This window comes from Nocardioides kribbensis (assembly GCF_015070375.1).
GTDB lineage: Bacteria > Actinomycetota > Actinomycetes > Propionibacteriales > Nocardioidaceae > Nocardioides > Nocardioides kribbensis.
The window spans coordinates 66,067-87,531 of the sequence record NZ_JADCLL010000004.1; the positions used below are offsets into that span (position 1 = coordinate 66,067).

The following is a 21,465-nucleotide window of genomic DNA, read 5'->3' on the forward strand; positions in this document are numbered from 1 at the left end:
AGGGCCCGAGGCGGGGCCGCGGCCTCAGTCGCCCCCGACCCACCAGCCCCGGCCGCCGCCGAAGAGCCCGCCGTAGCCGCCGCCGCGGGCACCGTCCTCGTCCCAGCCGCCGTCCCCACCGGAGCGGCCGCTGCGGTCGCCGAGGTAGGAGCCGACCACGGCGGCGCCGAGGTCGTCGAGCTCGGGGGCGACGACCCGGCCGTCGACCCGCTGGGCCATCTGCTCGATGAAGCGGGCCAGACCGGGGTCCTCGCCGAGACGGAAGAAGGTGGTCTGGGCCCCCAGCCGCATCGCGTTGTCGAGCTCGCGCACGGCGTAGGCCACGGTGAGCGGGTGGGGCGGGTAGCTGAACCAGACCTCGCCGCTGGTCTCCAGGTGGGAGGTCGGCTCGCCGTCGGTGACGATGAGCAGCACCGGCTGGGCGTTGGGGTGCTTGCGGAAGTGGCGGTTGGCCAGCAGCAGCGCGTGGTGCAGGTTGGTGCCCTTGTCCCACATGGCGTCGAGGGCGGTGAGCTCCTCGATCTCCATGACCTGGGCGCTGCGGCCGAAGCCGATCAGCTGCAGGTGGTCGCCGCGGAAGCGGCTGCGGATGAGGGTGTGCAGCGCCAGCGCGGTGCGCTTCATCGGCACCCAGCGCCCGTCCATCGCCATCGAGAACGACGTGTCGACCAGCAGCGCCACGCAGGCCTGGGTGCGGGCCTCGGTCTCCTGCACCTCGACGTCGTCGATGGTCAGCCGCACGCCGTCGGCGGCCGAGCCGCCCTCGGAGACCGTGCGCAGCACGGCGTTGGTGACCGTGCGGGTGACGTCCCACGGCTCGGTGTCGCCGAAGGCCCACGACCGGGTCGCGCCGGAGCGCTCGCCCGAGGCGCCGGCGCGGTCGAGGTCGCGCTGGCCCTGACGCCCGGAGATGCGCTGGGCCACGTCGCGCAGCAGCGACCTGCCGAGCTGGCGCATGGCCTTCGGGGTCAGCCGCAGCTGGCCGTCGGAGCCGCGCTGCAGCGTCCCGGAGTCGCGCAGCGCGTGCTCGAGCTGCTGCAGGGTGCGGGCGTCGACGCCCGCGGCGTCGCCGAGCTGCTTGGCCAGCAGCTCGAGGTCGAGGTCGTCCATGCGCGCGCCGCCGTAGGACTGCGAGAGCTGCTCGGAGAGCGCGTCGAGGTCGGCGAGGTCCTGGAAGGCGCCCGTGCCGTCGCCGAGGCCGAGGCCCTCCTGGCCGTCCATGCGCTCCGAGCCGCCCCAGTCCTCGCCGGGGCGCAGCGACTGGAGGTTGCCGTCGAGACGGCCGAGCTGGTCCATCAGCTCCGGTGAGCCGAAGGCCTGCGCCGCCAGCGCGTCGAGCTCGTCGCGCTGCTCCTGGGTCATGGAGTTGCGCATCCGCTGGGCGGCGGCGGCGCGCTGGGCCAGGGAGTCGAGCAGCTCCTCCACGCTCTGGGGGTCCTCGGGGAAGTGCTGGCCGTGCTCGTCCATGAAGTCGGCGAAGTCCTGCTCGGTGTCCTCGCCGCGACGGTGCTTGTCGAGCAGGTCGTTGAGGTCGGAGACCATCGCGGCGACCGCGGCGCGGTCCTCGTCGGTGGCGTTCTCCAGGGCCTGCTTCATGCCGGCGAAGCGCTGGTCGAGCATCTCGCGACCGAGCAGGTCCTTGATCTGCTCGAAGGCCTCACGGGCCTCGCGCGACTGCCAGTCGTAGGACGACAGCTCGCTGACCGCGGCCGCGGGGCTCGGCGGGAGGCCCTCAAGCTGCATCTCGCGGAAGGCCCGGTCGGCGTCGTCCATCATCGCGTCGCGCGCCAGCTGCTTGCGCTCCTCGAGCACGGCGCGGTCGAGGAGCTCGCGCACCTCCTGCATCGTGCCGTCGAGGTTGTGGCGCGACAGCAGCTCGCGACGCTTCTCCGCGACCTGGCGGGCGAGGTCGTCGAGGCCCTGCTGGTCGCGGCCGCCGCGACGCAGGAACTCGCGCATCGCCCGCTCCGGCGAGGCACCGGCCATGACGTCCTCGCCGATGGCGTCGAGGGCCTCGGCCAGGTCGACGGGCGGGGCGAGCGGGTCGGCGCCCCCGTCGTAGCGGCCGTAGCTCGCGGCGCGGCGGCGGCTCCAGCGGTCAGCCATAGACGGTCTCGCCACCCCCGGACTCCTTGCTCACCTTGCGGGCGAGGTAGAGCCCCTCGAGGGCCAGCTCGATGGCGCCGGCGCGCTGGCCGTCGTTGGTCGCGCCGAGCCGGTCGCAGACGTCGTCGTAGAGCTCCGACTCCCCCAGCACCGGCAGCCCGGTGAGGAAGTCGCGGGCGGTGACCTGCTCGCCGGTGGTGACCATCACGCCGCTCTCGAGGGCGTCGACGAGCACGCCGAAGTCGAGACCGCGGAAGTGCGTGCGCACGGTCTCGGCGGTGGCGGTGCGCAGCAGGTGGGTGAGGATCTCACCCTCGCGGCCCTCCTCGCCCGACTCGAACTCGATCTTGCCGCCGAGCACGTCGACGGCGGTCTCGAGGTCCACCGGGCGCGCCACGGCGTCGTCCTCGCCCTGGGAGACCGCGCGGTGGATGGCGGCGGCCGCGATGGTCTCGGCGCCGGCGATGGCGAAGCGGGCCGAGACGCCGGAGCGCTGGTCGACCGAGGAGGACTCGCGCAGGTTGCGGGTGAAGCGGGCGAGGATCTCGACGAGGTAGTCGGGCACCTCGGCCACGAGGTCGGCCTCCTGCCGGATCACCGCGACCTCGTCGACCAGCTCGGTCGGGTAGTGGGTGCGGATCTCGGCGCCGAAGCGGTCCTTGAGCGGGGTGATGATGCGGCCGCGGTTGGTGTAGTCCTCGGGGTTGGCGCTGGCGACCACGAGGGTGTCGAGCGGCAGGCGCAGCACGTAGCCGCGGATCTGGATGTCGCGCTCCTCCATCACGTTGAGCATCGCCACCTGGATCCGCTCGGCGAGGTCGGGCAGCTCGTTGATGGCCACGATGCCGCGGTGGCTGCGCGGGATGAGCCCGAAGTGGATGGTCTCCGGGTCGCCCAGCGAGCGGCCCTCGGCCACCTTCATCGGGTCGACGTCGCCGATGAGGTCGGCCACGCTGGTGTCGGGGGTGGCCAGCTTCTCGGCGTAGCGCTCGTCGCGGTGGCGCCAGGTGATCGGCAGGGCGTCGCCGAGCTCGCCGGCCCGGCGGCGCGAGGCCACGGTGATGGGGTCGTAGGGGTGCTCGCCGAGCTCGGAGCCGGCGATGACCGGGGTCCACTCGTCGAGCAGGCCGACCATGGTGCGCAGCAGCCTGGTCTTGCCCTGGCCGCGCTCGCCGAGCAGCACGATGTCGTGGCCGGCGATGAGGGCGCGCTCGAGCTGGGGGATCACGGTGTCCTGGAGGCCGTGCAGGCCGGGCCAGGGGTCGCGGCCCTCGCGCAGGGCGGCGAGGAGGTTGTCGCGGATCTCGGTGCGCAGCGGGCGGTGCTCGTGGCCCGAGGCCCGCAGCTCGCCGACGGTGGTGGAGGTGGGAGCAGACGTCACCCGATCCACGCTACTGACGGGTCGCAACCGCGCCGTCGCGCCGGGACGCGGGTCAGGGGCGCTCGGCTCCCAGCGGGGCCACGGGCACCACGGCCACGGCGCCGTCGGCGTGCTCGAGCACGGCCGGGGCCACGGAGCCGAGCAGCAGCGAGCGCACCGGGGAGCCGGGGCGGTAGCCCACGACGGTGAGGTCGCGCCCCCGCGAGGCAGCGACGATCTCGTCGTCGGCCAGGCCGTAGGCGACGGTCAGGGTGACGTCGACGCCGGGGTGCCGCTCGGCCAGGCCGGCGACCGCCTCCGACAGCAGGGCGCGCACGTCGGCGACCTCGGGGTCCTCGGCCGGGGCGCGGTGCAGCCCGGCGGCGGTGGCCCGCACGTCCCAGACGCAGTGGAGCACCTCCAGCGGCAGGCCGCGCAGCGCCGCCTGCTGGTAGCCGAACTCGACCACCGCGAGCGAGCCCGGGGTGCCGTCGACGCCGACCAGCACCCCGCCGCGCGGGCGGTCGTCGGGGTGGGCGCCCCGACCCGCCCGGCCGGGGCGGCGCACGGCGGCGCCGGGGCGCACCACGACGACCGGGCAGTGGGCGTGGCGCGCGACGGCGACGCTCACCGAGCCCAGCAGCAGCGAGGCCACGGGGCCGCGCCCCCGCGACCCGAGCACGAGCAGCGAGGCGTGGCGGGAGAGGTCCTCCAGCATGGAGCGCGGGTCGTCGGCACGCATCAGCAGCACCACCTCGAGGTCGGGGTGGTCGGCCAGCACCCGCCCCCGGGCGTCCTGGAGCAGCGTGCACGCGTCGTCGCCCACGGCGTCGAGCACGTCGCGCGAGTCGATGCCGGCCTGGTCGAGCCACACCGAGCCCACCAGGCGGTAGGCGTGCACCAGGGCCAGGGGCCGGCGCAGCAGCAGGCACTGCCGCGCCGCCCACGCCAGCGCGAGGTCGGCGTCGTGGGAGCCGTCGATCCCGACGACCACGGCGCCGGTGGGCAGGTCGGCGGTCGGGCGGGCGGAGGAGGAGGAGAGGTCGGTCACCGTCATGACTCCAGCCTCACCAGCCCCGCGGGCGGCAGCCACGGACGAAGGTCCCGATCCCGCGGGCCCTCGGTCGTCGCTACGCTCTCGGCTCGTGACGCTCGCGGTGGTCCTCCTGGCGGCGCTCAGCGCCGTGCTCGCCGCCGCCGTGGCCGCGCTGGCCCTGTGCCTGTCGGCCGCCCGCCGGCGGGAGCGCGCGGCGCGGCGGCGCATCGCCGTGCTGGAGGCCGACCTCGACGTCGCCCTGCGCCCGCGTCCCGCGGCCACCCCGGCCGAGCGCGCCGTGCGCCGGGTCGTGCGGACCGCCACCAGGGTCCGCGAGCAGGGCGTGGCGGGTCTGCTCCAGTCCTCGCTGGAGGACCTCCAGGCCTGGGCCGCCGAGCAGCAGCAGAGCGTGGCGAGCATGGCCAGCTCCGACGGTCGGGTGACCCTGCTGTTCTCCGACATCGAGGGGTCGACACGGCTCAACGAACGGCTCGGCGACGCCACCTGGGTGCGGGTGCTCCAGGCCCACGACACCCTCCTGCGCGCCCGGATCGAGCGCTACCGCGGCCAGGTGGTCAAGACCGCCGGCGACGGCTTCATGGTCGCCTTCCGCGATCCCGAGGCGGCCTGCCGCGCCGCCGTGGGGGTGCAGCGCGACCTCAAGCGCACCCTCGACCCCCGGCTGCGGCTGGTGGCGCCGGTGCGGGTGCGCATCGGCATCCACACCGGTCCCGTGGTCGCCCGCGACGGCGACTACTTCGGGCGCAACGTCGCCATGGCCGCCCGGGTCGCCGACACCGCCCAGGGCGGGGAGGTGCTGGCCAGCGAGGCCGTGCGCGCCGCCCTCGACGACGACGCCGCGGTCGACCTGGTCGAGGCCGGGGAGGTCGGGCTCAAGGGCCTGCCGGGCGTGCACGCCCTGTGGCGGGTCCTGCCCCGCGGGGAGGTCCGGTGAGCACCGGACCGCTGCGCGCGACCTGCCCGTGCGGCAGCGGGTCGGCCTACGACGCCTGCTGCGGGCGCCTGCACCGTGGCGCTGCGCGGGCGGAGACCCCCGAGGAGCTGATGCGCTCCCGCTACGCCGCCTTCGCGGTGGGCGACGCAGCGTACCTCTTCCGCACGTGGCACCCGCGCACCCGCCCCGACGACGTCGAGCTCGACCCCGCCACGGTGTGGACCGGGCTCGAGGTGCTCTCGGCCGGGGCCGACGACGTCGCCTTCGTGGCCCGCTACGAGCGGCACGGGCTCCCCGGCGAGCAGCGCGAGCACAGCCGCTTCGTGCGGCGGGCCGGGCGGTGGGTCTACCTCGACGGCAGCGGCGGCGACCACGGCGGCGACCACGGTGGCGACCACGGCGGGGCCGGCGGGTAGACCCCCCTCGCGGAGCCGAGGACACCCGTCCCGTGGGGAGAGGACCATCGACCCTCGCCGCGCCCGAGCGCCCCGGCGCAGGCTCGGAGGCGTGCTCCACCACCGCGACCTCTCCCCCGACGAGTGCCTCGCCCACCTGCGCGAGGCGGAGGTCGGCCGGATGGCCGTCTCCACGCCGGGCGGACCCCACATCGTGCCGCTGACCTACGTGCTCCACGACGGCCGCGTGGTCGTGCGCACCAGCCCGTGGAGCATCGTCGGCACGCACGCCCGCGAGGGCCTGGTCGCCTTCGAGGTCGACGCGCTCGACGTGGCCAGCCGCAGCGGCTGGAGCGTGGTGGTGCGGGGGCGCGGGGAGTTCGTGACCGACCCCGCCCAGCTGGCGGCGGTGCGGGAGTGCTGGCCCGTGCCGTGGGCCGCCGGCACCCGCACGCTCGTGGTCGCGCTGCCGACCACCGACGTCACCGGCCGCAGCTTCGGTGCGTCGTCGGTCGTGCACTCGGCCTGACCGCCCTCACCCGCCCGACCGACCCGCGCGACCCGCCCGGTCGATCCGCCCGGCCGACCCCGCAGGACGGGCCGGGCCGGCCCTGACGCAGGAGGCCCTCCGTGCGCCACACTGAGCCGATGCCCCACCGTCGACTCGACCTCAGCGGCTCCACCCACGCGCTGCTGGACGCCGTGGTCGCCATCTCCTCCGACCTCGACCTCCACAGCGTGCTGCTGCGCATCGTGGAGTCGGCCGCCGAGCTCACCGGCGCCCAGTACGCCGCCCTCGGCGTCATCGGCCGCGACGGCGACCTGTCCGACTTCGTCACCACCGGCCTCGACGACGCCGAGCGTGAGGCGATCGGCGCCCCGCCGCACGGCCGGGGCATCCTGCGGCTGCTGGTCGACCACCCCGAGCCGCTGCGCCTGCAGGACCTCTCCGCCCACCCCGCCTCCTACGGCTTCCCCGCCCACCACCCCCCGATGCGGACCTTCCTCGGGGTGCCCGTGCGGGTGCGCGGCGCGGTCTTCGGCAACCTCTACCTGACGCAGAAGAGCCCTGTCGAGGACGCTGCGGAGCCCGAGCCCGGCTTCACCGACGAGGACGTCGCGCTGGTCGAGGCGCTGGCCTCGGCGGCCGGCTTCGTCATCGGCAACGCGCGCGCCTACGGCCTGAGCGAGCGACGGCGAGAGTGGCTGGAGGCCGCGGCGGTGCTGGGCGAGCACCTCCAGCCGCCCGTCGACCGGGGCGACACCCTCGTGCGCGTGGCCGAGGCGACCCGCACGGTGGGGCGTGCCCGCGCGGCGGCCGTGCTGCGCCTGCCCACCGGCCCGCAGGCCCCGACGATCGTGGCGCTGGCCTGCCACGAGGCCCAGCGCGAGGCGTTCACCGACCTGCTCGAGGCCGCCCTGCCGCTCGTCGCCGGCCACGTCGACGCGGTCGAGGGACCGCTGCCGGAGCCGGTCGACCTCGAGGTCGAGGGCCAGGCGGTCGTGCTGGTGCCCGTGCGGACCCACCTCACCTCGCCGGTCGCCCTCGCGGTGGTCACCGACCTCGCCCACGGACCGCAGGACGTCGAGGAGCGCGAGCTGCTGGTCTCCTTCGCCGACCAGGCCGCCCTGTCCCTCGACCGGGCGCAGGCGCTGGCCGAGCGGGCCCAGATGGCGGTCGTCTCCGACCGCGAGCGGATCGCCCGCGACCTGCACGACGTGGTGATCCAGCGCCTCTTCGCCACCGGCCTGCAGCTGCAGGGCGTCGGCATGCTGACCAGCGACCGCGAGGTCGCGGCGCGGGTGGACCGCGCCGTCGACGACCTCGACGCCACGATCCGCGACATCCGCGGCACGATCTTCGCGCTGCGCCACCGCAGCGTCGCCACCCTGCGCGACGAGCTCGACGAGCTGGTCGGCGACGCCGCCCCCCTGCTCGGCTTCACCCCGCTGCTGCGCACCGAGGGCCCGGTCGACACCGCGGTCACCGCCCGGGTGCGCGAGCACCTGCTGCCGGTGCTGCGCGAGGCCCTCAGCAACATCGCCCGCCACGCCGAGGCCGGGGCCGCCTGGGTCACCCTCGGCGTCGACGACGGCGAGGTGACGCTGCGCGTCGAGGACGACGGTAGAGGCCTGCCCGCCGAGCGCGTCGAGAGCGGGCTGCGCAACGCCGCCCACCGCGCCGAGGGGCTCGGGGGCTCCCTGGAGCTGGCCCCCCGCGAGCCGCGCGGCACGGTGCTGGTGTGGCGCGCCCGCGCCGGGTCGTGAGCCCGTGGGGCCCGGGTGCCGCTCAGTCCCGGGGGCTCCCGGCGCCCGGGCCCAGCAGTCGGCTGGCCAGCACAGCGGCCTGGGTGCGCCGCTCCAGGCCGAGCTTGGCCAGGATGCTCGACACGTAGTTCTTGACGGTCTTCTCCGCCAGGTGCACCCGCTCGCCGATCTGGCGGTTGGTGAGGCCCTCGGCGATGAGGGCCAGCAGTTTGAGCTCCTGCTCGGTCAGCTCGGCCAGCTCCGGCACGGTCGCCGAGCCGGTGCGCACCCGGTCGAGCACCCGGGCGGTGAGGGCGGGGTCGATGAGGGAGTGCCCCATGGCGACCGAGCGCACGGCGCCGACGAGGTCCTGGCCGCGGATCTGCTTGAGCACGTAGCCCGCGGCGCCGGCCATGATCGCGGCGAAGAGGGCCTCGTCGTCGTCGTAGGAGGTCAGCACCAGGGCCTTGATGCCGGGGTCCACGGCGCGCACCGCGCGGCACACCTCGATGCCCGAGCCGTCGGGCAGGCGGGCGTCGAGCACGGCCACGTCGGGGCGCAGGGCGGGGATGCGGGAGATGGCCTCGTGCGCCGAGCCCGACTCCCCGACCACCTCGATGCCGCCCGACTGCTCCAGCAGCGCACGGATGCCCTGGCGCACCACCTCGTGGTCGTCGAGGAGGAACACGCGGACCGGGCGGTCCTGCCCGGCCTGCCCGCCCTGGTCGCTCGGTGTCTGGTCAGCCACGGTGCAGCTCCTCGGTCTCGGCCACCGGGTCGGGCCGTGGGGGCCCGTCGTGCCGGCCCAGATGTACCACGTCGTCGACCAGGTCGACACCCGCCGAGCCATGGGTGATCCACACGACCGTGCGCCCCGCACCTGCCGCGCGCCCGTCCGGCCCGAGCACCTCGCGCGCCAGGTCGGCGGCCGTGGCCTCGTCGAGGTGGGCCGTCGGCTCGTCGAGCACGAGCACCGGTGGGTCGGCGAGCAGGGCCCGGGCCACGCCGAGGCGGGCGCGCTCACCGCCGGAGACCCCGGCGTGGCCCTCGCCGAGCCAGGTGTGGAGGCCGTCGGGCAGCGCGTCGAGCCACGGGCCGAGCCGGGCCGCGCGCAGGGCGGCCTCCACGCGGGCGTCGTCGGCGTCGGGCCGGGCCAGGCGCACGTTCTCGACCAGGGTCGAGGCGAACACGTGCGGTGAGTCGTCGACCAGCCCGACGGTGCGGCGTACGTCGTGGAGCGCGAGCCCCCGCAGGTCCACGGTGTCGAGCAGGACCCTGCCCGTGCTCGGGTCCAGGAAGCGCAGCAGCAGTGCGGCCAGGGTGCTCTTCCCCGACCCCGACGGGCCGACGACGGCCACGCGGCGACCGGGCGGCAGCCGGAGGTCGAGGTCGCCCACCGCCTCCTCCTCGCCCCAGCCGGCGCCGACGCGGTGGAGGACCACCGCCGGGTGCTCGGGCGCCGGTCGCGGCCGTGGCGGGTCGAGCACGCGCGGGGCCAGGGCGGCCAGCGCGTCGAGGCGGTCGCGGGCGGCGCGGGTGCGCACGCCGACGGCGCCCGCGTCGGCCACCGGCAGCAGCACGTCGGTGAGCGCGAGCGGCAGGAGCAGCAGCAGCGCGGCCCGCGGCGCGTCGAGCGCACCGTCGGCCACCGCCGGGGCGAGCAGGAGCGCGAGCGCCACCGTGGACGCGGCCGCCGCGCCGAGCACGACGGCGCGCCCGGCGGCGAGCGCGGTGGCGGCGCGCACGGTGTCGCGCCCGAGGTCCTCGGAGTCGGCGGCCACCCGGTCGGCGGCGCGTCCGCGCGCCTGCCACAGGCGCAGCTCCTCGCCCAGGTCGACCGCCTCCACGACGTGCTCGGCCAGCCGGGCGCGGGTGGCCACGGCACCGGCCTCGGCCCGCGCGGCGCCACGGCGGGCGACGGCGTGGGCCAGCACCGCGGCGCCGGCGCTGCCCCCGGCGACGACGAGGCCCGCGGGCCACCGCGCGAGGGAGGCCACCACCGCGGCCAGGACCACCACGAGGACGGCCGAGCGCACCGGCAGCCGCTCGCGCAGCTCGCGGTCGAGCACGCTGTCGACGTCGTCGACCACCGAGGCCAGCACGTCGCCGCGGCGGCGCCCGAGCGCACCGGGGGTGAGCGGCACCAGCAGGTCGTAGACCCGTGCCCGCTGCTCGGCCAGCATGCCCAGCACCACGTCGTGGGCGCGCAGGCGCTCGGCCCAGCGCAGCGCGGGTCGCGCCAGCCCGAAGGCCCGCACGCCCACGATGGCCACCATGAGGGTCAGCACGGGCGGCTGCTCCGAGGCACGGACCAGCAGCCAGCCCGCCGTCGCCGTCAGGGCCACCCCCGAGGCCGAGGCGAGGGACCCGAGCACGGTGGCCACCCCCAGGCCGCCCAGGACGCCGGCGGCGCGGGACGGGTCGGGCCGGGGCCCCTCCCCCGCAGCCGGTCGGGGTACGACCGCGGGCGGGACGGCCACAGGCAGGACGGGCACAGGCGGGACGGACAGAGACGGGGCGGCCACAGGAGGGGCGGGCACGCGCACCACGTGGTCGGCGAGGCCGACCAGCGCCGGGCGGTGGGTGACCACGACCACCGCGCGGGAGCGGGCCAGGTCGACCAGGGTGTCGGCGACGAGCTGCTCGGTGAGGTCGTCGAGGTGGGCGGTCGGCTCGTCGAGCAGCACCCACGGCCGGTCGGCGACGACCACGCGCGCCAGCGCGAGACGAGCCCGCTCCCCCGCGGAGAGGCTGGCTCCGTCCTCGGCGAGGTCGGTGTCGAGCCCGGCGGGCAGGTCGCGCACCCGCTCCTCCAGCGCCACCAGGCGCAGCGCGGCCCACAGCTCCACGTCGCCGGCGCCGGGCTGGCCCAGGCGCAGGTTGTCGCCGACGGTGCCGGCCACGAAGCCCGGACGCTGCGGGAGCCACGCGACCCGCCGCTGCCACGCGGGGTCGGCGGCGACCCGGTCGACGTGCCCGGCGGTCGCCGGCAGCAGACCGGCCAGCACCGCGAGCAGGGTCGACTTGCCGCACCCCGAGGGCCCGACCACCACGGTGAAGCCGCGCTCGGGCAGGTCGGCGTCGAGGCGGTCGAGCACGGGGGTCGTCCGCCCGGGGTGCAGGAGGGTCAGCCCGCGCACCCGCAGCGGGCCGGACCCGACCCTCGTGGCCTCGTGGGCGCGGGGGTGGTCGGCCACGGGCGCGTCCAGCACGGCCGCGACCTGCTCGAAGGTCGCGACGCCCTCGGCGGCGGCGTGGAACTCCGCACCCACGCGGCGCAGCGGCCAGTAGGCCTCCGGCGCCAGCAGCAGCACGACCAGCGCCGTGCGCAGGTCGAGGCCCCCGTCGGCGACCCGCAGACCCACGCTCACGGCGACCAGGGCCACCGAGAGGGTGGCCACCAGCTCGAGCACGGCCGAGGAGGCGAAGGCCAGCCGCAGCGTGGCGGCGCTCGCCCGGCGGTAGCGCTCGGTCGCGACCCGGATCCGCGCCGACTGCGCCTCGGCGCGACCGAACACGACCAGGGTCGGCAGCCCGCGCACCACGTCGACGAAGTGGCCGGCCAGCGAGCCCAGCTCGCGCCACTGCCGCTCCGCGCGGTCGCGGGTGGCCAGGCCGACCAGCGCGGCGAAGACCGGCACCAGCGGCAGGGTCAGCAGCACGATGCCGGCGCTGAGCAGGTCCTGCGTCGCGATCGCCGCCACCGCGAGCGGGGGCAGCACGAGGGCCAGCACGAGGGCGGGGAGGTAGCGGGTCAGGTAGGGCTCGCACGCCGCCACCCCGCGCGTGGCGAGCAGCGCGACGCCCCCGCCCGGGTCGTCGCCGACGCGCGCCACCAGCCGGCGGCGTACGTCGGTCGCCACCAGCGCCGCCGCGCGTGCGGCGGCCCGGTCCCCGACCAGCGAGGCGACTCCGCGACCGGCGAGGGCGGCGGCGAGGGCCCACGCCCAGGGGCCGACCGGCGCCCCGGAGACGACGGCGACGAGCAGCCCCGCCAGCGCCCCCGCCTGGGCCAGCACGAGCGCGCCGCCGACGGCGCCCGCGGCCAGCACCGCGGCGAGCTCGCGGCGCGCCGGGGCCAGGCGTCGCAGCAGGCGCGGGTCGGTCGGTCTCACCGCTGCGGCTCGGGCACGCGCCCGGCGGCCGGGATGTGGTGCACCGAGATCCGCTGCCGGAAGACCCAGTAGGTCCACCCCTGGTAGGCCAGCACGACGGGGGTGAAGACGGCGGCGACCACCGTCATCACGCCGAGGGTGTAGGAGGTCGCGGCGGCGTTGGTCGTGGTCAGGCCCGTGCCGTCGGCCAGCGTCGTGGGCATCACGTCGGGGAAGAGCGCGGCGAAGAGACCGGCCACCGCGAGGGCGATGGCGGCGAAGGTGCCGACGAAGGCCCAGCCCTCGCGGCCCACGCCGACGGCCAGCACACCGAGCACCAGCGCGACCGCCGCGCCGAGGAAGAGGACCGCCGAGGCGAGGTCGCCGGTGTCGCGCTGGGTCCACGACAGGAAGGCCACGGCGGCGATCGCCGCCGCGGTGCCCAGCCCCGAGGCCAGGCCCCGGGCGTCGCGCCGCACCGGTCCGTCGGTCTTGAGGGCGAGGAAGACCGCGCCGTGGGTGAGGAAGAGCAGCAGCGTGGTGACACCGCCGAGCAGGGCGTAGGGGTGCAGCAGGGTCAGCAGGCCGCCGGCGTACTCGCTGTCGGCGTCGAGCGGCACCCCGTGCAGGATGTTGGCGAACGCCACGCCCCACAGCAGCGCCGGCACGAAGGAGCCCACCACGAGGGCGACGTCCCAGCGCGCGCGCCAACGGTCGTCGTCGACCTTGGCGCGGTACTCGAAGGCCAGGCCGCGCACGATGAGCGCCACCAGGATCATCAGCAGCGGCAGGTAGAAGCCGCTGAACAGGGTGGCGTACCACTCCGGGAAGGCGGCGAAGGTGGCGCCGCCGGCGACCAGCACCCACACCGCGTTGCCGTCCCAGACCGGCCCGACGGTGTTGAGCAGCACCCGTCGCTCGGCCTCGGAGCGGCCGAGCACCGGCAGCAGCATGCCGACGCCGAAGTCGAAGCCCTCCAGGCAGAAGTAGCCGATCCACAGGACGGCGATGAGGGCGAACCAGACGGTCGTGAGCTCCATGCTCGGGTCCTCCGGACTCAGTAGGCGACGGCGAGCGGGCGCTCGGGGTCGTGCTCGTCGTCGCGCAGGCGCGGTTCGACGTGGGGGTCGGCGCCGCGCGCGACGTAGTGCAGCAGCAGGCGCACCTCGACGACGGCGAGGACGGCGTAGACGCCGGTGAGCGCCAGCAGCGAGACCAGGGCCTCCGTCGGGCTCACCGAGGGCGACACGGCGCGCTCGGTGGTCATCAGGCCGAAGACCGCCCAGGGCTGGCGGCCCATCTCGGTGAAGACCCAGCCGAAGGAGTTGGCCAGCAGCGGCATCAGCGGGAGGGCGACGCCCAGCCAGACCCAGCGCCGCGACGAGGGCGCCCGGCCGCGCCGGGTGGCCCACAGCACCGCGAGTCCGCCGGCGACCCCCGCGACGCCCAGGCCGATCATCAGCCGGAAGCTCCAGTAGGTCACCGGGACCACCGGGGTGTAGTCGCCCGGTGAGTAGTAGGCGGCGCCGGGGTCGGTGCCGTAGGTCTGCTCGTACTCCGCGCGCAGGTCGTCGATGCCGCGGACCTCGCCGTCGAGGTCGCCGGTGGCCAGGTAGGACAGCAGGTGGGGCACCCGGAGCGACCACAGCTCCTCGGAGCCGTCGAGGCTGCCCACGGTGACCAGCGAGAAGGCGGCGGGCTGCTCGGTGTCGTAGAGCGCCTCGGCCGCGGCCATCTTCATCGGCTGCACCTCGGTCATCACCTTGCCCTGGAGGTCGCCGCTCAGCGCCACCCCCGCTCCCGCGACGACGAGCACCACGGCACCGACACGGGCGGCCGAGCGGAACATCCCGCGGTCCTCGGACCGGTCCGCCCCGGGCCGGCTGCGGCCGGCGCTCAGCTGCCACAGCGCCACCCCGACCACGAACGCCCCGGCGGTCATGTAGGCCGCCAGCAGCGTGTGGGGGAAGGTCACCAGCTGCACCCGGTTGGTCAGCACGGCCACGATGTCGGTGAGCTCCGCGCGACCGGTCACGGCGTCGTAGCGGTAGCCGACCGGGTGCTGCATCCAGGAGTTGGCGGCCAGGATGAAGTAGGCCGAGAGCACGGTGCCGACGTGCACCAGCCAGATGGTGGCCAGGTGCAGCCGTGGCGGCAGCCGGTCCCACCCGAAGATCCACAGGCCGACGAAGGTCGACTCCAGGAAGAAGGCGAGCAGGCCCTCGATGGCAAGCGGCGCTCCGAAGACGTCGCCGACGAAGCGGGAGTAGTCCGACCAGTTCATCCCGAACTGGAACTCCTGCACGATCCCGGTCACCACGCCGATGGCCAGGTTGATGAGGAAGAGCCTGCCGAAGAACCGCGTCAGCCGCAGCCACTGCTCGTGCCCGGTGCGCACCCACGCGGTCTGGTAGCCGGCCACGATCGCCGACAGGCCGATCGTGATCGGCACGAAGAGGAAGTGGTAGACGGTGGTGATGGCGAACTGCCAGCGGGCGATGTCGAGGGTGTCGAGGTCCACGCCTCCACCCTCGGGGCGCCCGCGCCGGGCCGCCACGGCACGACGGACCGCGCGGTCGGGACCTTCGTCCCCGCCGCGCGGGCCCAGCGGCTCGGCGACCGCTCAGCGGTCCAGCCGGTCGAGCACCGCCGTGTACGCCGCGACGTCGGCCGCGGGGTCGACCAGCGCCCCGAAGAGCAGCGCCCGCAGCAGCGCGGCGCGGGTCGCCGCACCGGCGTAGCGGTCGAGGCGGGCGGGGTCGGCGCCGCCGCGCACGAGGTCGAGGGCGGCGACCGCCTCGGCCCACAGCGGCGGGCGCCACGCCGGGTCGACGTCGACCACCACCGGGGCCCCGGCGGCGTCGAGCAGCACGTGCCCGGCGAGGTCGGCGTGCACCAGCTGGTGGCGGGTCGCCGCCGGGGAGGCCGCGTCGGGGTCGAGCCCGTCGAGCAGGTCGGCGACGCGGCGCACGAGTCCCGCGGCACCGGCCGGGAGCGTGCCGGCAGCGGCACGCAGGTCGGCGCCGCCCGCGAAGGCCAGCCGCTCGGCACGGGCCCGGGCGTCGGTGCGCTCCAGCACCACCGCGGGCGGCTCGGTCACGAGCGGGGCCAGCCGGGCGTGCAGCAGCCGCCCCGCGGCCAGCGTCACCGCAGGGTCGAGGCAGGCGGTCGTGCCCGGCTCCCAGCGGCTGGCCGCCCACCCCTCGACGACCCAGGCGCCGTCGCGCGCCGGCACCGGCATCGCCACCCGCAGGTCCTGGGCCCGGCGGTCGGGGCGCTCGTCGAGGCGCACGGCCAGGCGCGCCAGCAGCGGGCTGAGCCAGGCCTGCACGGCGGCGTCCCGACCGGGGCTGAGCACGAGGTCCCCGGCGCGCACGCTGTCGGTGAGCGCCCCGGGGAGCGGCTCGACGACCTCGGGCACCGCGAAGAGGTCGAGCACGTGGCTCGAGGGGGTCGCGGGGGTCGGCACGGCCCGGAGGCTACCGGGGCGGCAGGATGGCGACGTGCCCGACGTACGTGCCTCCGTCGCGGTGCGGCCGCGCCGCCCCGACGACCTGCCCGCCCTGGTCGCGGTGCTGGCCGCCCAGCAGCCCGGCTCGGGCTACCCGATGCGCTGGCCGCTGCCCTTCCCGGCCGAGGAGTTCGTGGTGCGCCCCGGCGAGCGCGCGGCCTGGGTGGCCGAGCGCGAGGGTCGCGTCGTCGGCCACGTCTCGGTCACCGACGTGCCGCCCGACATGGCCGAGGCCTTCGCGCGCCCGGCCCCCGAGCCCGCCCCGGCCATGGTGGCGGTGCTCTACGTCGACCCCGCGACCCAGGGCACCGGCACGGGCGGGCTGCTGCTCGACCGCGCCGTCGCCTGGATCCGCGACGCCGGGCTGCGCCCGGTGCTCGACGTGGCCCCGTCCCACCCGCGCGCGCTGGCCGTCTACCGCCGGCGCGGCTGGGTCGAGGTCGGCACCGCCCGGCCCGCCTGGCTGCGCGCCGACCGGCCCGACCTGATCCTCATGGAGCTGCCGCTCAGGCGATGAAGCCCTCCTCGCGCAGCCACTCCTCGGCCACGTCGGCGGCCTCGCGGCCCTCGACGTCGATCTCGGCGTTGAGGCCCAGCAGCACCTCGTTGGTCAGCTCGGCGGCCACCGGGTCGACGAGCTCCTCGATCTCGGGGTGGTCCTCGACCAGCTGCTCGCCCACCACCAGGGAGATGTTGTAGTTGGGGAAGTACTGCCGGTCGTCCTCGAGCACGGTGAGGTCGAGGGCGAGGATCCGCCCGTCGGTAGTGAAGACCTCGCCGAAGGTGCACTCGCCCTGCGCCGTCGCGGCGTAGATCGCGCCGGTCTGGAAGAGCCCGATGTTGTCGTCGGGGGTGCCCTGGGCCTGGCCGCGCGGGATGTCGTAGGTCTTGAGCATGCCCGGCAGGCCGTCGGGACGGTTCTCGAACTCCGACTCCACGCAGAAGGTGCGCTCGTCGACGGGGATGTCCTGGATCTGCGAGAGCTTGGTGATGCCCAGCCGCTCGGCGCTCTGCGCGGTCATCGCGAAGCCGTAGGTGTTGTTGGCCGGGGTCGGCGGCAGCCAGACCAGGTCGTTCTCGGCCAGGTCGCGCTCGGCGACCGCCTCGTACTGCTCCTCGGTGCCCTCGATCGGCTCGTCCTCGCCGAGGTAGGAGATCCAGGCGGTGCCGGTGTACTCCCACATCGCGTCGATGTCGCCCTGGAGCTGGGCCTGGCGCGCGGAGTTGCTGCCGGGGATGTTGGTGAGGTCGGTGACCTCGGCACCGGCGGCCTTCATCAGGATGAGCACGATCTTGCCGAGCAGGATGTTCTCGGAGAAGTTCTTCGAGCCCACGGCGATCTCGGTGCCCTCCAGCGAGACGCCCTCGAGCGGACCGGCCAGGGTCGCGTCGGGCACGTAGCCGCCGGCGGTGCCCAGGCCGCAGCCGGCGGGCACGGCCAGGGCGGCCACGGCCAGCCCGGTGGCGGCCAGTCGGCGGGCGCGCGTGCGCAGTCGGGTGGGGCGGGTGGCAGGACCGGTCATCTCAGACCCCCTTCGGTCGGGCGACGAACTCCAGGACCCGGCCCAGCCACTCCACGAGGAGGGCGAGCAGGGCCACCAGCAGCGCGCCGGAGACGACGAGTGAGTTGCGGAACAGGTTGATGCCGGAGACGATCATCGCCCCGAGACCGCCGGCGTCGATGAAGGTCGCCAGGGCGGCGGTGCCGACGATGAGCACCAGGGCGGTGCGCACGCCCGACATGATCACCGGCAGCGCCAGCGGCAGCTCCACGCGCAGCAGCACCGACGCCGAGGTCATGCCGATGCCGCGGCCGGCCTCGACCAGGGTGGGGTCGACGCCCTGCAGGCCGACGATCGTGTTGCGGAGCACGGGCAGCACGCCGTAGACCACCAGGGCGATGATCGCGGTGCCGAAGCCGAAGCCGAGCCACAGCGCGAGCAGCACGATCAGCCCGACGGCAGGTGCGGCCTGGCCGGCGTTGGCCAGGCCCACGACCACGGGCGAGGCGGCCTTGAGCCGGCCACGGGTCAGCGCGATGCCCAGGGGCACGGCGACGGCGACGACGAGCAGCCCGGCCACGACGGTGAGCTTGACGTGCTCGACCATGAGCGAGGTGACCGTCGACCAGGCCAGCTGGCTCTGCTCCACGGAGTCGAGGTCGGCGGTCTGGCGCCACACGACCCAGGCCCCGAAGGCCAGGGCCACCAGCACCGGCGGCAGCACGAGGAGCAGCAGCATCTCCGGGTCGAGGCGCCGTCCCCGGCGCTTCGCCGCCGGGGCCTCGCCGGTCGGGTCGACCGTCGCGCCGGCCGAGGCCGTCGCGTCGCTCGTGGCACTCATGCCCGCTCCCCCGCCGCCTGCTCGTGGGCCCGGTCCTCCACCGCGCGGTCCTCGAGCAGGCGCATGTGGTCGGTGACAGTGTCGAAGGTGACGATGCCGATGTAGCGGTCGCGGTCACCGGTGACCACGGCGGCGCCGTGGCTGCTGGTGAGCATGGTGTCGAGGGCGTCGTTGAGCGTCGAGCGCTCGTCGACGGTGACGAGGTCCTCGGTGGGCTCGACGATCCGGTCGCCCTTGAGCTGGCGCAGCCAGGGCCAGCCGCGGGGCCGGTCACGGTCGTCGAGCACGATCACGGAGCGCTCGCCGGCCGCCTCGGCCCGCTGCACGGCGTCGGCGGTGGGCTCGCCGATGCGGGCGGTGACGGTCTCGCGCAGGTCGACCTCGTTGACCCGGGCCAGGCTGAGCTGCTTGAGCGTGGAGCCGGAGCCCACGAAGTCGCTGACGAAGTCGTCGGCCGGCGAGGCGAGCACGACCTCGGGGGTGTCGTACTGCGCGATGTGGCCGCCCTCGCGCAGGATCACGATCCGGTCGCCGAGCTTGATCGCCTCGTCGATGTCGTGGGTGACGCAGACGATGGTCTTGCGCAGCTCGCGCTGGATCGAGAGCAGCTCGTCCTGCAGTCGCTGGCGGGTGATGGGGTCGACGGCGCCGAAGGGCTCGTCCATGAGGATCACCGGCGGGTCGGCGGCCAGGCCGCGGGCCACGCCCACGCGCTGCTGCTGCCCGCCGGAGAGCTCGCGGGGGTAGCGGTCGCGGTAGCGCGAGGGGTCGAGTCCGACGAGGTCGAGCAGGTCGTCGACGCGGCCCTTGACCCGCGAGGCGTCCCAGCCGAGCATCTTCGGCACGATCGCGATGTTCTTGGCCACGGTCATGTGGGGGAAGAGGCTGCCGCCCTGGATGACGTAGCCGATCTTGCGGCGCAGCTCGTCGGCGCTGCTCTTCCGCACGTCCTCGCCGTCGATGAGGATCGTGCCCGAGGTGGGCTCGATGAGCCGGTTGATCATCTTCAGCGAGGTGGTCTTGCCGCAGCCCGAGGGCCCGACGAACATCACGATCTCGCCGGCGGGGATGGTCAGCGACAGCGACTCCACCGCCGCGGTCTTCTGGCCGGGGTAGCGCTTGACGACCTCCTCGAGGCGGATCTCCGCCCCGCTGATGCCGCTGGTGTGCCCGGTGGTGTGCTGCGTGGTCATGCCCTGATTCCCTTCGAGATGGTGAGCCGCCCGAGGAGCAGCAGGAGCACGTCGGCCACGAGGGCGACGAGGACGATGCCGAGGGTGGCGACCAAGGCGTAGTTGACGGCGTTGGCGCCGCCGATCTGGGCCAGGCCGGTGAAGATGTAGCCGCCCAGCCCCGGCCCGAGGATGTACGCCGCGATCGCCGCGATGCCCATCGCCATCTGGGTCGAGGTGCGCACCCCGGCGTGGATGACCGGCCAGGCCAGCGGCAGGCGCACCCGCCACAGCACCGCCAGCGGGCTCATGCCCATGCCGCGCGCCGACTCCACCAGCGTCGGGTCGACGCCCTGGAGGCCGACCACGGCGTTGCGCAGCACCGGCAGGAGGGCGTAGAAGGCGACCGCGACGAAGGCCGAGATCGGCTGGATGCCGGTGAGGGCGAGCATGACGCCCACCAGCGCCAGCGCCGGGATGGTGAGGCCGATCGCGCTCAGCGCGTTGGCCAGGCCCTGGAGCCAGGAGTACCGCACGATGACGACGGCCAGCAGCACCGCCAGCACGCTGGCCACCAGCACGGCCTGCATCACCAGGCTGAAGTGCTGGAAGGCGTTGTACAGGAGCTGGTCCTGCCGTTCCCTGATGAAGTCCCACACGTCGCGTCCACCGCCTCCAGGATCCGCCGGGGGTCAGCGGTCCGCGGCCACCCCACCACAGGTGTGGCCGGCGCGTCCCGTGATGTCACCCGGGTGGGTGAACACCCGTGACCCCCGCGGGGGCGACCATGCGCGGCCTCAGGAGCGCGCGAGGAAGGCCAGCAGGTCCTGGCGCGTGAGCACCCCGACGGGCTTGCCGTCCTCCTGCACGAGCACGGCGTCGACCTCCTCCAGCAGGTGCACCGCCTCGCGGGCGTCCTCGCCGGCGCCGATGGTGCGCAGCGGCGGAGACATGTGCTCCTCGACCGGGTCGGTGAGCCGCGCGGTGCCGGCGTAGAGGGCGTCGAGCAGTGCACGGTCGGAGACGGCGCCGGCCACCTCGGCCGCGACGATCGGCGGCTCGGCGCGCACGACGGGCATCTGCGAGACGCCGTACTCCTGGAGGATCGCCACGGCCTCGGCGATGGTCTCGGCCGGGTGGGTGTGCACCAGGTCGGGCAGCTGGCCGGACTTGCCGCGCAGCACCTCCCCCACGGTCTGGGCGTGGGGGGCGCCGTCGCCGGAGGGGAAGCCGTACTGCGCCAGCCAGTCGTCGTTGAAGATCTTGGTCAGGTAGCCGCGCCCGGAGTCGGGGAGGATGACGACGATGACGGCGTCCTCGCCCTCGGGGGTGCCGGCCAGCTCGTGGGCCAGCTGGCGCGCGGCGTAGGCCGCCATGCCGCACGAGCCGCCCACCAGGAGCGCCTCCTCGCGGGCCAGACGGCGGGTGAAGGCGAAGGAGTCGGCGTCGGAGACCTCGATGATGCGGTCGGCGACACCGCGGTCGTAGGTCTCGGGCCAGAAGTCCTCGCCGACGCCCTCGACGAGGTAGGGCCGCCCGGTGCCGCCGGAGTAGACCGACCCGGCCGGGTCGGCACCGACCACCTGGATCTCGCGGCCGGCCGCGGCGGCCTGCTCCTTGAGGTAGCGCCCGGTGCCGCTGATCGTGCCGCCGGTGCCGACACCGCACACCAGGTGGGTGATCCGGCCCTCGGTCTGCGCCCAGATCTCCGGGCCGGTGGTCTCGTAGTGCGAGCGCGGGTTGTGGGGGTTGGAGTACTGGTCGGGCTTCCAGGCGCCGGGCTGGGAGGCCAGGCGGTCGGAGACGTTGTAGTAGGAGTCGGGGTGCTCCGGGGCCACCGCCGTCGGGCAGACCACGACCTCGGCGCCGTAGGCCTTGAGCACGTTGCGCTTGTCCTCGCTGACCTTGTCGGGGCACACGAAGACACAGCGGTAGCCCTTGGCCTGGGCGACCATGGCCAGCCCGACACCGGTGTTGCCGGAGGTCGGCTCCACGATCGTGCCGCCGGGCTGCAGCGCGCCCGAGGCCTCGGCCGCCTCGATCATCCGGGTGGCGATGCGGTCCTTCACCGACCCGCCCGGGTTGAGGTACTCCACCTTGGCCAGCACCAGCGGGCCACCCGTCGCGGGCAGGTCGAGGGTGCGCGAGAGGCGCACCAGCGGGGTGTTGCCGATCAGGTCCAGGAGCGAGTCGACGTACTGCACCCGGTCAATCTAGGGCCCGTTCACCCCTCCCGGCGAAGTGTG

General features: G+C 75.3%; 18 protein-coding genes. 5 read left to right on the forward strand and 13 right to left on the reverse strand.

What is annotated here, in order from left to right; translation table 11 throughout:
* Nucleotides 1–24: 24 nt before the first annotated feature.
* Genes IR170_RS09790 through IR170_RS09800 form a run of 3 tightly spaced genes read right to left on the reverse strand, consistent with a single transcriptional unit; the run spans nt 25 to nt 4,523 of the window.
* Nucleotides 25–2,106, reverse strand: a complete 2,082-nt coding sequence (locus IR170_RS09790) for a vWA domain-containing protein (RefSeq protein WP_193662263.1) — start codon at nt 2,104–2,106, stop codon at nt 25–27.
* The gene (locus IR170_RS09795) at nt 2,099–3,487 is read right to left on the reverse strand and encodes a P-loop NTPase family protein (RefSeq protein ID WP_056862141.1); all 1,389 of its coding nucleotides are present in this window, start codon (nt 3,485–3,487) and stop codon (nt 2,099–2,101) included. Before IR170_RS09795 ends, IR170_RS09790 begins: the two co-directional genes overlap by 8 nt.
* 52 nt (nt 3,488–3,539) lie before the next feature.
* Nucleotides 3,540–4,523 carry a universal stress protein gene (locus tag IR170_RS09800; RefSeq protein ID WP_193662264.1) on the reverse strand — a complete coding sequence of 328 codons (984 nt, stop codon included), beginning with the start codon at nt 4,521–4,523 and terminating at the stop codon, nt 3,540–3,542.
* 88 nt (nt 4,524–4,611) lie between these two features.
* Between IR170_RS09800 and IR170_RS20300 the strand changes: the two genes are divergently transcribed.
* The 4 genes from IR170_RS20300 to IR170_RS09820 all read left to right on the forward strand — a co-directional run bounded on the left by IR170_RS20300 (nt 4,612) and on the right by IR170_RS09820 (nt 8,120).
* A complete protein-coding gene (locus tag IR170_RS20300) occupies nt 4,612–5,457 on the forward strand; it encodes an adenylate/guanylate cyclase domain-containing protein (protein ID WP_193662265.1) in 846 nt (281 codons plus the stop codon).
* Nucleotides 5,454–5,873, forward strand: coding sequence for a YchJ family protein (locus IR170_RS09810; RefSeq protein ID WP_319805005.1), 420 nt, complete (start codon nt 5,454–5,456; stop codon nt 5,871–5,873). Before IR170_RS20300 ends, IR170_RS09810 begins: the two co-directional genes overlap by 4 nt.
* 91 nt (nt 5,874–5,964) lie before the next feature.
* Nucleotides 5,965–6,381 carry a pyridoxamine 5'-phosphate oxidase family protein gene (locus IR170_RS09815; RefSeq protein ID WP_193662266.1) on the forward strand — a complete coding sequence of 139 codons (417 nt, stop codon included), beginning with the start codon at nt 5,965–5,967 and terminating at the stop codon, nt 6,379–6,381.
* A 119-nt stretch (nt 6,382–6,500) separates the two neighbouring features.
* Nucleotides 6,501–8,120 carry a GAF domain-containing sensor histidine kinase gene (locus IR170_RS09820; protein ID WP_193662267.1) on the forward strand — a complete coding sequence of 540 codons (1,620 nt, stop codon included), beginning with the start codon at nt 6,501–6,503 and terminating at the stop codon, nt 8,118–8,120.
* 22 nt (nt 8,121–8,142) lie between these two features.
* On the opposite strand, the gene IR170_RS09825 is transcribed toward IR170_RS09820, so the two are convergent.
* The 5 genes from IR170_RS09825 to IR170_RS09845 all read right to left on the reverse strand — a co-directional run bounded on the left by IR170_RS09825 (nt 8,143) and on the right by IR170_RS09845 (nt 15,662).
* The gene (locus tag IR170_RS09825) at nt 8,143–8,847 is read right to left on the reverse strand and encodes a response regulator transcription factor (protein ID WP_319805006.1); all 705 of its coding nucleotides are present in this window, start codon (nt 8,845–8,847) and stop codon (nt 8,143–8,145) included.
* Nucleotides 8,840–12,214 (reverse strand): thiol reductant ABC exporter subunit CydD, encoded by a 3,375-nt coding sequence (cydD, locus tag IR170_RS09830; RefSeq protein WP_193662269.1) that lies wholly within the window; start codon nt 12,212–12,214, stop codon nt 8,840–8,842. Before cydD ends, IR170_RS09825 begins: the two co-directional genes overlap by 8 nt.
* Nucleotides 12,211–13,233 (reverse strand): cytochrome d ubiquinol oxidase subunit II, encoded by a 1,023-nt coding sequence (gene cydB / locus IR170_RS09835; protein ID WP_193662270.1) that lies wholly within the window; start codon nt 13,231–13,233, stop codon nt 12,211–12,213. The genes cydD and cydB overlap by 4 nt, the downstream gene beginning before the upstream one ends.
* Nucleotides 13,234–13,250: 17 nt before the next feature.
* The gene (locus tag IR170_RS09840; RefSeq protein ID WP_056904775.1) at nt 13,251–14,714 is read right to left on the reverse strand and encodes a cytochrome ubiquinol oxidase subunit I; all 1,464 of its coding nucleotides are present in this window, start codon (nt 14,712–14,714) and stop codon (nt 13,251–13,253) included.
* Nucleotides 14,715–14,816: 102 nt separating this feature from the next.
* On the reverse strand, nt 14,817–15,662 hold the full coding sequence (locus IR170_RS09845) for an aminoglycoside phosphotransferase (RefSeq protein WP_193662271.1): 846 nt from the start codon (nt 15,660–15,662) through the stop codon (nt 14,817–14,819).
* 34 nt (nt 15,663–15,696) lie between these two features.
* Here IR170_RS09845 and IR170_RS09850 point away from each other — a divergent pair, with 34 nt between their 5' ends.
* The gene (locus IR170_RS09850) at nt 15,697–16,221 is read left to right on the forward strand and encodes a GNAT family N-acetyltransferase (protein WP_319805007.1); all 525 of its coding nucleotides are present in this window, start codon (nt 15,697–15,699) and stop codon (nt 16,219–16,221) included.
* Here IR170_RS09850 and IR170_RS09855 read toward each other — a convergent pair.
* The 5 genes from IR170_RS09855 to IR170_RS09875 all read right to left on the reverse strand — a co-directional run bounded on the left by IR170_RS09855 (nt 16,211) and on the right by IR170_RS09875 (nt 21,423).
* Nucleotides 16,211–17,227: a glycine betaine ABC transporter substrate-binding protein gene (locus IR170_RS09855; RefSeq protein WP_193662272.1), complete on the reverse strand. Its 1,017-nt coding sequence runs from the start codon at nt 17,225–17,227 to the stop codon at nt 16,211–16,213. The genes IR170_RS09850 and IR170_RS09855 overlap by 11 nt on opposite strands.
* Nucleotide 17,228: 1 nt before the next feature.
* Entirely contained in the window at nt 17,229–18,047 is an 819-nt protein-coding gene (locus tag IR170_RS09860) for an ABC transporter permease (RefSeq protein WP_193662273.1), read from the reverse strand.
* Nucleotides 18,044–19,240 (reverse strand): ABC transporter ATP-binding protein, encoded by a 1,197-nt coding sequence (locus tag IR170_RS09865; protein ID WP_193662274.1) that lies wholly within the window; start codon nt 19,238–19,240, stop codon nt 18,044–18,046. The genes IR170_RS09860 and IR170_RS09865 overlap by 4 nt, the downstream gene beginning before the upstream one ends.
* Nucleotides 19,237–19,878, reverse strand: a complete 642-nt coding sequence (locus IR170_RS09870; protein ID WP_319805008.1) for an ABC transporter permease — start codon at nt 19,876–19,878, stop codon at nt 19,237–19,239. The genes IR170_RS09865 and IR170_RS09870 overlap by 4 nt, the downstream gene beginning before the upstream one ends.
* A gap of 138 nt (nt 19,879–20,016) precedes the next feature.
* Nucleotides 20,017–21,423: a cystathionine beta-synthase gene (locus IR170_RS09875; RefSeq protein ID WP_193662275.1), complete on the reverse strand. Its 1,407-nt coding sequence runs from the start codon at nt 21,421–21,423 to the stop codon at nt 20,017–20,019.
* Nucleotides 21,424–21,465: the final 42 nt, after the last annotated feature.